8 protein-coding genes and 1 pseudogene are annotated in these 10,412 nt (G+C 63.0%); 8 read left to right on the top strand and 1 reads right to left on the bottom strand.

The genetic code is table 11. The features are described from left to right. The first annotated feature begins 51 nt into the window (after window positions 1–51). The 8 genes from ACLMAL_RS37410 (at window position 52) to ACLMAL_RS37445 (ending at window position 10,268) form a co-directional block, all read left to right on the top strand. Window positions 52–1,605, top strand: coding sequence for a PucR family transcriptional regulator (locus ACLMAL_RS37410; RefSeq protein ID WP_412003386.1), 1,554 nt, complete (start codon window positions 52–54; stop codon window positions 1,603–1,605). Between the two features lie 228 nt (window positions 1,606–1,833). Then, complete coding sequence (locus tag ACLMAL_RS37415) at window positions 1,834–3,393, top strand: FAD-dependent oxidoreductase (RefSeq protein ID WP_412003387.1); 1,560 nt, start codon at window positions 1,834–1,836, stop codon at window positions 3,391–3,393. A gap of 296 nt (window positions 3,394–3,689) precedes the next feature. Beyond that, window positions 3,690–4,841 (top strand): MFS transporter, encoded by a 1,152-nt coding sequence (locus ACLMAL_RS37420; protein WP_412003388.1) that lies wholly within the window; start codon window positions 3,690–3,692, stop codon window positions 4,839–4,841. A gap of 205 nt (window positions 4,842–5,046) precedes the next feature. Next, window positions 5,047–6,360 carry a histidinol dehydrogenase gene (gene hisD / locus ACLMAL_RS37425; RefSeq protein WP_406230488.1) on the top strand — a complete coding sequence of 438 codons (1,314 nt, stop codon included), beginning with the start codon at window positions 5,047–5,049 and terminating at the stop codon, window positions 6,358–6,360. 180 nt (window positions 6,361–6,540) lie between these two features. Next, window positions 6,541–7,461 carry an EamA family transporter gene (locus tag ACLMAL_RS37430; RefSeq protein WP_412003389.1) on the top strand — a complete coding sequence of 307 codons (921 nt, stop codon included), beginning with the start codon at window positions 6,541–6,543 and terminating at the stop codon, window positions 7,459–7,461. A 308-nt stretch (window positions 7,462–7,769) separates the two neighbouring features. Continuing rightward, entirely contained in the window at window positions 7,770–8,114 is a 345-nt protein-coding gene (locus tag ACLMAL_RS37435) for a hypothetical protein (RefSeq protein WP_412003390.1), read from the top strand. Window positions 8,115–8,118: 4 nt separating this feature from the next. After that, window positions 8,119–9,609, top strand: coding sequence for an aspartate ammonia-lyase (locus ACLMAL_RS37440; RefSeq protein ID WP_412003391.1), 1,491 nt, complete (start codon window positions 8,119–8,121; stop codon window positions 9,607–9,609). Between the two features lie 5 nt (window positions 9,610–9,614). Then, the gene (locus ACLMAL_RS37445) at window positions 9,615–10,268 is read left to right on the top strand and encodes a ThuA domain-containing protein (protein ID WP_412003393.1); all 654 of its coding nucleotides are present in this window, start codon (window positions 9,615–9,617) and stop codon (window positions 10,266–10,268) included. Here the strand turns inward: ACLMAL_RS37445 and ACLMAL_RS37450 are convergent. Then, window positions 10,243–10,412, bottom strand: a pseudogene (locus ACLMAL_RS37450) (hypothetical protein); the annotation flags it as partial. The gene ACLMAL_RS37445 and the pseudogene ACLMAL_RS37450 sit on opposite strands and share 26 nt — an antisense overlap.

Consider the following 10,412-nt stretch of genomic DNA (forward strand, 5'->3'; position numbering starts at 1 on the left):
ACAGTGTGACCGATACGCTGGATGTCGGTCCCGGGATTGGGTGGAAGCACGATGATTAGTGTCGAAGCAGCGCTGCGGCTGGAAGTGTTCAGCCGGACTGCACTGAAGGTGTACGCCGGGGAACGCAATCTGTCCAGACCCATTCGGTGGGTTCACCCGACCGAGATTGCCGATATCGCCAGGTTCTTGTCCGGCGGTGAGATGCTGCTGACCGCGGGCTTGGGGATCGGTCACGATCCCGATCGGCAGCGGCGCTACATCGAGGAGATCGCAGCCGCTGGTGCCGCGGTCCTGGTGATCGAACTCAGCGGCCGGGTGTTCGACACCATGCCACAGAGTCTGATCGACGCCGCGAATACACACGAGCTACCCCTGGTGGGGCTGAATGGGGAGGTCCCGTTCGTCGAGGTGTCGGCCCAGGTGCACGAATCACTCACCGACCAGCGGGTACTCGAGTTGACCACCTACGAGCGCCTGAATGCGAGGTTCATGCACTTGCTGCTCGAGGGCCGCGACCACATACCCTTCACCGACGCGCTGGCTGAAGAGGTCGGCAGCCCTGTGGTCCTCGAGGACGCCACACGACAGGTCGTCGCCTACTCCGGTGCTACACCCTCCTCGGATAAAACGCTCTCGGAATGGGAGCACCATTCACGCATCGAGCACGACCAGGCCAACAATCGTTCCGGCAAGGCCGACGAGTCGACGAGTTGCACACGCCGGGCCGTTGTATTGCGCGGTGAACGGTGGGGATGGCTGCACGTCCTGCACGACGGCGGGCCGCTGATCGGCACGCACGCCTATGCGATGGACCGCGCGACCGACGTGATCGCCATTGCGCTGCTGGGTGCCCGCGAGAGCGGTGCACGTGCGGCGCAACGGCAGAACGCCCTGGTCAGTCGCTTGCTACTCGGCGACATTTCCGGCGAGATGTTCGTGACCCGTGCGCTGCGGATCGGACGAGATCTGCGGGACCGATCACTGGTTGCCGTGATGGTGTGCAGGGAGTCTCCGGCAGGGGCAGGCAGCGAGGACGCCTTGGACGAACTGTGTCGGACGATGCACATCCCGGCTGTCGTCGCCGACCTCGGTGAGCACACCCTCGCGATCATGGGCCTGTCGCGTCACAGCACCGAAAAGCAGGTCATCGACCGACTGACCGGGCAGGGTGTCAGGGCGGGCATCAGTCGGCCGGTGACCGCCGAACAGCTGCCCTCCGCTATCGACCAAGCTCGCAGCGCCGCCTCAGTGGCTGCAGCGCGACCGGAAAAAGCGGTTCACCGTTTCGACGATCTCGGGGTGCTGCGCCTGCTGGCTTCCTTGGCGCAAGGCCCTGAGCTGGCTCGCTACATCGAGGACGAGATCGGCCCGGTACTCAAGCACGACGCGAAGTCGACCAGCCCGCTTCTGCCGACCCTGCGCGTCTATCTGGCATGCGACGGCAACAAGTCGCTGACGGCACAGGCGCTATTCGTTCAACGACGAACCTTGTACTACCGGCTCGATCGCATCGCGTCGCTGCTGGGACGCTCACTCGACGAGCCTGATGCACGACAGGCTCTCGTTTTCGCCGTCCGCGGTCACGACTTGCTACATCGACAGTGATCGCCGGCCCGGACGTGCTCGTCGCGGCAATAGGGTGAGGATTGGCTCCCTCCCGTCGGCATTCGGAGTCGTAACGACGGCGTGAACTCTGTTGCACGCTGTGTGCGAATATTCGCTGAAGGCTTGCACATTTTGCTCCTCTGGCCGGGCTGGATCGGTCAGTAGGTTCGGGTGTATTCATGTCATGGGCGATTCATCAGCCCAGTCTGCTCTTCAGGGAGTTCACCCGTGTCCGACATTTTTGCCATCGGCCAGCCTCAGGTGGTCACCGATCCGCCCGAAACGCTGGAATGCGACATCGCGATCATCGGATCGGGGATGGGTGGCGGCAGCCTGGCCTACGCTCTGCGGGATTCCGGGGCCCGGGTACTGATCATCGAGCAGGGTGACTTCCTTCCGGTGGAGCGCGAGAACTGGTCGCCCGAAGCGGTCCACATCGAGGGCCGGTACAAGAATTCCGCCGCCTGGCACGACGCACGAGCCGGCAAAGACTTCATACCGGGCAACTACCACTACGTCGGCGGTAGCACGAAGTTGTACGGTGCCACACTGCCGCGGTTCCGCGAGTGCGACTTCGCCGACATCGAGCACCCCGACGGCATCTCTCCTGCCTGGCCGATCACCTATGCCGATCTCGAACCGCACTACACCGAAGCCGAGCAGATGTTCTGGGTTCACGCGAACAAAGATGAAGACCCGACAGACCCGTGGCGTTCCACCGACTACCCCTTCCCCGGAATCACGCACGAAGGCGCCATGGCCCGGTTCGCCTCCAGCGCCAAGGAGCAAGGGTTGCATCCCTTCGCCGCGCCGCAGGCACTCGATCGGCGACCGGGCGGAGCCTGTGTACTGTGCGCGCACTGCGATTCGTTTCCCTGTCTGGTCAGCGCCAAGGGGGACGCGGAGGTATCCGCGGTGCGACCGGCCTTGCAGTCGCCGACCGTCCGGTTGCTCACCAATGCGGAAGTGACACGGCTGGATACCGATCCCAATGGCCGCACGGTCACCACGGCCCGCATCAGCACCGAAGGGCGCCAGATCTCGGTTCGGGCAAAGCGATTCGTGGTCAGCTGCGGCGCCGCCAACACGGCCGCGCTGTTGTTGCGTTCGGCCTCGGAATCGCACCCGGACGGCTTGGCCAACTCCTCGGATCAAGTGGGCCGCAACTACATGGCCCATGTGACCACCTTCTTCATCGCCATCGATCCACGCCAACGCAACGACGCGGTGTACCAGAAGACAATCGGCATCAACGACTGGTACTCCGCCGGGCCCGACAACCGCTATCCGCTCGGCAATGTCCAGGGTCTGGGCAAGCTGCGCGGGCCGATCATCAAACGTGCACGGCCCCTGGTCCCGCTGCCGATTCTGGACGAGATCACCCGATACACCTTGGATCTGTTCATCCAGTCCGAGGACCTTCCGCTGCCGGAGAATCGGATCACTCTCGACCGGCGAGGCGCGATCGTGGTCGATCGGCGCGAGACGAACCTGTCGTCGCACCGTGAGTTGATCAAGCGAACCAAGAAGGTCGTCCGCAAGGCCGGTTTCCCGATCGTGTTGACCCAGAGCCTCGGCGTGGAGGCGACCTCACACCAGTGCGGCACCGCCCGGATGGGTGATGACCCGTTGACCAGCGTGGTCGATGCTGATCTCAAGGCCCATGACCTGGACAACCTGTGGATCGTCGACAGTTCGCCGTTCCCGTCGTCTGCCGCGGTCAACCCGGCCCTCACCGTGGCCGCGCTCGCATTGCGGCTGGGGCATTCAAGCCAGCTCACGGCCTGACTTCGACGCCCGATGCGGTCGGTGCAGTTGTGCGCGTTCTTCGTTCGGGTTCCGGCCCGGGTTGATCCGGACCCTGTCCGCCTCGGCCGTCGAATGATCTAAGGCGAACGCGCCGCCCGGCAAATCCCGACAGCACGCTCGTAGCAATCCCGACCCACTTCACGCGGGAGCCTGTGGCGCGTCCAGCCAGGATACGCCCGCCTGCGGCATACCGGTAGGAACCCTGCGTGACCTCGCGAATCACCTGAGAAATCGGAATCCTTCTTGTGACAACATGTTTGGACGAACGATGGTCGTTGCGGCATACCCGTCTGGCGGTATTCGAAATCTTCGGCCTGCATGGATTCGCGTTTTCCACGTGGGCGGTGCAGATCCCTTCGGCGCAGGCCAGAACCGGGCTGTCGACCGCGCAACTGGGCACCCTGCTGGTGGTACTGGGGGCTGCGGCGCTGGTAGGTATGCAGCTCAGCGGTCCGCTCATCGGTAGGTACGGCTCCGCGCGCACGGCAGTTGTCGGCAATGCGGGAATCGCGGGCTCGATCAGCGTCCCGCTGCTGGCGACCAATGCCGTCACGCTGGCGGCAGGACTGGCACTGCTGGGGTTCACCTTGGGGATCAACGAGGTAGCCATGAATGCCCAGGCGGTGATCGTCGAGCAACGGTATGGCCGCCCGATCATGTCGGCGTTCCACGCGGTGTATTCGGTAGGCAACGTTGTCGGCGCCGCCGCGGGCGCGACCACGTTGGCGCTCGAATGGAGCCCCGGCGCGATTGCGGTTGGAGCCAGCGGCATCTGTATGGTGACAGCCGGATCCGCGGCGAGGGTGTTATGGACCCGCCAAACCCGTGCCGAGGAATCTGCGACGACTTCTCCTCGACGATCTCGATCCGAGACGCCGTCGAGTGCGCAAAGACATCGCCGCATAGTGACTTTGGGTGTTCTCGCGTTCCTGTTTCTGCTGGCCGAAGGAGTCGCGGCGGACTGGAGCATCGTGCATTCCGCTGAACATCTCGGTATCTCGGGATGGTATGGCGCGCTGACCTATGCATCCTTCGTTGTGTCGATGACCCTCGGCAGGTTTGTTGCGGATCGTGCGACTGCCCGACACGGTCCGGTGCAGGTCGTTCGAATGGGATGTGTGGTGGCTGCGGTCGGGATCGCCGTTGTCATCGGGTCACCGATGCTTGTGCTGACCATCATCGGATGGGGCCTGTTCGGCCTCGGGCTGGCCGGCACTGTCCCCCAAGTCTTTTCGGCGGCGGGCAATACTGCCGGCTCGACGGCGACAGATCTGTCGAGAGTGGTCGGGATGGGATACACGGGCATACTCGCCGGGCCGACGATCATCGGGTGGTTGACCGAATTCGTCCCCCTCAACGCCACCCTGCTTGTTCCACTGGCGGCCGTCGCGGTGTGCCTACTGGCCGCTGGCAATGTCGGCCGATAACAGCGCCCGTCATTGACCACCGACGTCTCCACCATGTTGTCCTCCTTGCGACACGCGCTGTGACTGCGAAGGGTTCTCCCGACATGTTGCACATCGTGGGTCTGTGAGACGGGGCGCCCGCCATCGAGACTGAATTTACGTCACGTGGCAGCTCCGTTTCGCCACCGTCGGTCAATCACCAGTGCACCAATGAGAGAGGTATTCCGTGTCGGTCATCTTGAAGGCGCCAACAACCGAGGCCGGGACACCCAGCAAGAGCAATCCCCAGGTGGTCGAGACAGTCGCGAGCGTCATCGAGGACGTCCGCGCCGACGGCGACGACGCTGTCCGCCGATACTCCGAGAAATTCGATTCCTGGACCCCGGATTCCTTCCGGCTCGGTGAAGCGGAGATCGCACGGATTGTCGCCGACCTACCGACAACCGTCATCGATGACCTCACATTTGTTCAGCGACAGGTCCGCACCTTCGCCCAGGCGCAGCGCGAGTCGCTAACTGACATCGAAGTCGAGACGTTGCCCGGTGTTCTGCTGGGGCACCGCAATGTACCCATCGCCGCCTCCGGCGCGTATGTTCCGGGAGGTCGTTACCCGCTGACAGCCTCCGCCCACATGACAATAGTGACCGCCAAGGTCGCCGGTGTGGGGCGCGTCGCGGCAACCACCCCACCGAACCAGGGAACACCCCCTCCGGTCAGCATCGCGGCTATGAACCTCGCTGGGGCCGATGAGATCTACGTGCTCGGCGGGGTGCAGGCCATCGCGGCACTGGCACTGGGAACCGAAACGATCTCCCCGGTCAACCTGCTCACCGGGCCTGGCAACGCCTATGTTGCCGAGGCCAAACGGCAGCTGTTCGGTGAGGTGGGCATTGATTTGTTCGCGGGTCCCACCGAGGTCCTCATCGTCGCTGACGAGACCGCCGACCCGTTCGTCGTCGCGGCTGATCTACTCAGCCAGGCCGAGCACGGCCCCGATTCCCCGGTCGTGCTCATCACCACCTCCGAGGACGTCGGTCGCCGAACGATCGCTGAGGTCGAACGCCAGCTCGAATCACTGCCCACACGGGCAGTTGCCGAGGTGTCCTGGCGCAATCACGGCGAAGTGCACCTGGTGAACACCCTCGAGGACGCCTACCGTCTGGCGGACGCATTCGCCAGCGAGCATGTCCAAGTCCTTACTTCCGAACCCCGGCGGGCACTCGAGTCGATGCGTGACTACGGCGCATTGTTCCTGGGCGAGAAGACTTGTGTTTCCTACGGTGACAAAGCGATCGGGACCAATCATGTGCTGCCGACGTTGGGCGCGGCTCGCTACACCGGCGGCCTTTGGGTCGGGAAGTTCCTCAAGACCGTCACCTACCAAGAGATCGTCGACCCCGTAGCCAGCGCCGAACTCGGGCGCGTCACCGGGCGGGCCGCGCGGCTGGAAAACTTCGAAGGCCATGCTCGGTCGGCCGACGTGCGTGCCGCCAAGTACGGCGGCGACCGCCTCCCTTGGACCGATCACGATTTCGGCTAGGGCTCGTCCCGTACACCTCCGCTACCTGCTGAAAGGCTGGCCGATCACAACGCAGGGGCCCGGCGAGCAGTCCACGCTCGGCCTCACGGGCGAATGGTCGGGAAACCGGGATCCTGTTCGTCGACCACCCTCGGTCACGAACCGGCACAGCCACAGATCCACACGAATCGAGGACACAGGGTGGCACGCAGTGGTCGTTCTTCCGGTCACTACCTGGCTTTGGGCGCGCTGGTGCTCAGCGGTGTCTCATTTCAGGTCGGCGCCGCGGTCGGTGTCCTGCTGTTTCCCGCGATCGGCTTTCTGGCAGTGGTTGGCCTGCGCTTGGTGTTCGGAGCTCCGATTCTGTGGATGGTTGGGCGACCACGACTGGGGTCGCTGACCCGATCAGATCTGATGACCGCGGCAACATTCGGAATCGTATCCGGTGCAATGAGTTTGAGCCTGTTCGCCGCGGTCGAACGGATCGGACTCGGGGTGGCCGTCACGATCGAGTTCACCGGGCCCCTCGCTGTGTCCCTGCTGACATCACGACGATGGCTGAACGGCTGCTGCGCGGTCATCGCGGCCGGAGCTGTCTGTGCACTCACCGGTCTGAGCGGGAAGGTGGATCCAATGGGTTGCGCACTAGGATTCGTGGCCGCAGGTCTGTGGGCTTCGTCGATCCTGCTCAGCTCGCGGATGGGCTCGACCATCCCCGGCCGGCAAGGACCTGCCGTCGCTGTCGCTGCGGCAGCAGTCTGCTTCGCGCCAGTAGCACTGATTCATGCCGGTCGCGGCCTCGCGGACCCCGGAATTCTACTGCTCGGCTTCTGCGCGGCGATACTTGCCACTGTCGTTCCACAGTTGCTCGAACTATTCGCGATTCGTCGGCTCAGCCGGGGTGAATACGGAAACCTGATGGCCCTCTACCCAGCGATCGCCGGCATCGTCGGTGTCCTAGTTCTGCGGGAAGATCTGAGCCCGTCGCAATGGACAGCGATCGCAACGATCAGTGCTGTTAGCTGCATCGTGACTATCTCCGCAGACCGGCGAGCACGCATGCCGCGCGGCATGGAGTCGGGCGACAGCCGAACCGCACCGTTGGCAGCTGTTTCGGAATAGACGGACACGAGAGGCATCCAGGTGCAAAGCGCTGCGTGCAGAACCAGTCGACAAGACTGCACGTATTGGGTCTGGGGCCGGTTGGCGAACCGGTCATATCGTCACTATTGCCAGTTGCTGCTCGCTGGCGGATCGCCTGTTCGGTGCGCCCGCCGTTTGGCGAGGGAATAATCGCACATTCTTTGTTTCGACCATCATTCGACGAGACTTGGTCCCCGGCCGTCGAACCGATCGCGGGCCAGATTTTTGATTGGAGTTCGTCAGTTGTGAATCATCCGAACCGGCCGCGAGTTCCCACGCTGAGGTCCGTGGATCACATCGCGTTAACCGTCCCCGATCTGGAGCATGCGGTGGCGTTCTTTGTCGATCATTTCGGCGGCGAGTGCGTGCTCAGCGATATCTGCGGGCATCAACTGGCGTTCTATGTCGATGACATCGACGCCGCTTTCGACTATGTCACCGCTATTCCAGATGTGGTTGTTGTGGAGGGCCCCAACGGCGTCGCGGCCGACGCCCCGATGGCAGGGCAACGATGGTTCTACTTCCCCACGCCGTGGGGCATGCAATTGGAATTGACCAGCTGTACCGATGACGGGTTCTCTCAGGGCCTTCCAGCGGCTCAGATGGCAGCGCCCAGCGATGAATGGAGGTAGTGCCGTGCTACCGCGAACCCCTTACGTTTCGTTCGTTTCGAACGGTGTTCCGACCCGTTGTGAATACGATTCGCTGGGTACCCGGGAGATACCTGCGACCGCCTACTACGGAATTCACACCGTGCGTGCGGTGAAGAATTTCCCGATCAGTGGTATCCCGTTGTCGGCCTACCCGGACCTTATCGCCGCGCTCGCGGTGGTGAAACAAGCCGCCGCAGAAGCGAACCATCGGCTCGGGTTGCTGGATACGCAACGCTGCCAGGCGATCGTGGATGCTTGCAAGGAGATCCGCAAAGGGCAACTGCACGACAACTTCCTCGTGGATGTCATCCAGGGAGGCGCGGGCACGTCCACGAATATGAACGCCAACGAGGTTATCGCGAACCGGGCGTTGGAAATGTTGGGTCGCCACCCCGGCGACTACGACCACCTGGATCCCCTCGAGCATGTCAATCTCGGTCAGAGCACTAACGACGCTTATCCGACGGCAATCAAAATCGCTCTGCAGGTGCAGATCTCACGCTTGTATGGAACATTGCTGGACCTCGAAAAGGCATTCAGCAAGAAGTCCGAGGAGTTCAAGGGCCTCCTGAAGATGGGGCGGACCCAACTGCAGGACGCCGTACCGATGACCCTCGGCCAAGAGTTCGGAACATACGCGGTGATGGTCTCCGAGGACGCTGAACGGTTGATCGAGGCATCGGCGCTGGTCGCCGAGATCAATCTGGGTGGCACCGCGATCGGCACCGGGCTCAACAGTCATCCGCTCTATGCGCCGATGGTCTGCGGGGTTCTGGCCGAACTCACGAGACTGCCCTTGACCAGCGCCGACGATCTGGTGGAAGCGACTCAGGACGTGGGAGCGTTCGTCCAGTTGTCGGGCGTGCTCAAACGAACAGCACTCAAGCTCTCCAAGATCTGCAACGATCTGCGATTGCTGTCCTCGGGCCCGCGGTCGGGATTCAACGAGATCAATCTTCCCCCTGTGCAGGCGGGCTCGAGCATTATGCCCGGCAAGGTCAATCCCGTCATCCCCGAGGTGGTCAACCAGGTCGCGTTCGAAGTCGTCGGCAATGATATGACCATCTCGATGGCTGCCGAAGGTGGGCAGCTTCAATTGAATGCTTTCGAACCGGTCATTGCCTACAGTCTCTTCAACTCGTTGACGCATCTGGATGCCGCATGCCGGACCTTGATCGACAACTGCATTGTCGGGATCACTGCTAACCCGGAGCAACTCTCGAGATCCGTTACGAACTCGATCGGGGTGATCACTGCCCTGAGTCCCTATCTTGGCTACACCACCTCGGCCAGAATCGCGAAGCGGGCGCTTCAGACCGGGCGTAGCATCCTTGACCTGATCGTGGAGGAGGGACTGCTGTCCGCTGCGCAGGTGTCGGAGCTATTGCGGCCCGAACGACTGATCACCCCGACAGACCGCGCCGATATTGTCCCGCGATTCGACGTCGCACCAGTGAAGGAGACCGAACGTTGACGAAAGTGCTCTACCTCTACGGCGGCTGGCCGGGCCATCGTCCGTACGACATTGCCGAGTGGACGAGGGATCTGCTCGCAGAACTCGGCTATGACGTGGAGGAAACGCAGGATATCTTCAGCCTCGACCAGGATCTCACTGGCTACGACCTGATCATCCTCGGTTGGAACAATGCGCTGACCACCGAGGACCTGTCGGATTCCCAGGAATCGCACCTGCTGGACGCGGTTGCCGCGGGCACCGGGGTTGCCGCCTGGCATGGCGCCGCCGCGGCGTTCCGTTCCAGCCTCCGCTACCACCTGCTGCTCGGCGGAGACTTTATCGACCACCCCGCCGGCGAGGGCTATCCGCAGCACTACCTGGTCACTGTCACCGACACCGATCACGAGGTCACCCGTGGGGTGCGTGACTTCCGGGTGGCCTCGGAGCAGTACTACATGCATGTCGACCCGAACAACATCGTTCTGGCCGAAACAACGTTCTCCGGTGAGCATTTCGCATGGCTGGAGGGACTGAGAAGCCCAGTGGCGTGGGTACGGCAATGGGGTGAGGGGCGAGTCTTCTACCACTCGATCGGTCATACCCCGCTGGATTTGGCCGGCGACGACGTCCGCCGTCTCACCAAGCAGGGCATCATCTGGGCAACCCGGAAGCAGTAGCGGGCTTGCTCAACCTTGCGGGCGAGGATGCCTGAGCCCAGAAGCGCTTGGGGATGCGGCCGGCCCGGCGAGCCAGATGACCCGCGCGGACAGCGTCCGCCATGGCGGCGGCCATCAGTGCAGGGCGTTGGGCCCTCGTTACAG

The organism is Nocardia sp. CWNU-33 (genome assembly GCF_046764895.1).
In the GTDB taxonomy this organism is placed as follows: domain Bacteria; phylum Actinomycetota; class Actinomycetes; order Mycobacteriales; family Mycobacteriaceae; genus Nocardia.

What these genes read in the sequence shown, in the direction of transcription:
- ACLMAL_RS37410 (WP_412003386.1), top strand. Translation starts at nt 52, where the DNA reads ATGATTAGTGTCGAAGCAGCGCTGCGGCTGGAAGTGTTCAGCCGGACT.